The 242-nt window shown below is 66.5% G+C and carries 1 protein-coding gene; it reads left to right on the top strand.

The window, feature by feature from the left end:
* On the top strand, window positions 1-232 hold a 232-nt coding region (locus SB660_RS23215; RefSeq protein WP_410584906.1), incomplete at its 5' end, for a DUF7882 family protein.
* Window positions 233-242: the final 10 nt, after the last annotated feature.

The raw sequence follows: 242 nt of genomic DNA, 5'->3' as shown, positions 1-242 counted from the left end.
CGGCTTCACCTGGCGGGAAGACGTCAGCGTGGGCGGTGGGAGGACGACGGTGTGGCTGCACCCGGGCAGCTCAATGGTCTTCAAATATGCGGGAGGGAGGCAGCCCTCGATCAACCGGCATTGGATCGATGTGCTCGCGTACACGGCCAACGCGCCGAGCGGGCTCTATCTTGTGCCGGAACCGGCTGATGTGGGCGCTACCGACGATAAAGGCCCGCTCGCTGCCGTGTGAGGCGGCCCCC

The organism is Bacillus sp. SIMBA_005 (assembly GCF_046535585.1).
Lineage (GTDB): Bacteria > Bacillota > Bacilli > Bacillales > Bacillaceae > Bacillus > Bacillus pumilus.
The sequence above is the reverse complement of the archived record's forward strand: the minus strand, read 5'-3'. Positions and strand labels throughout refer to the sequence as shown.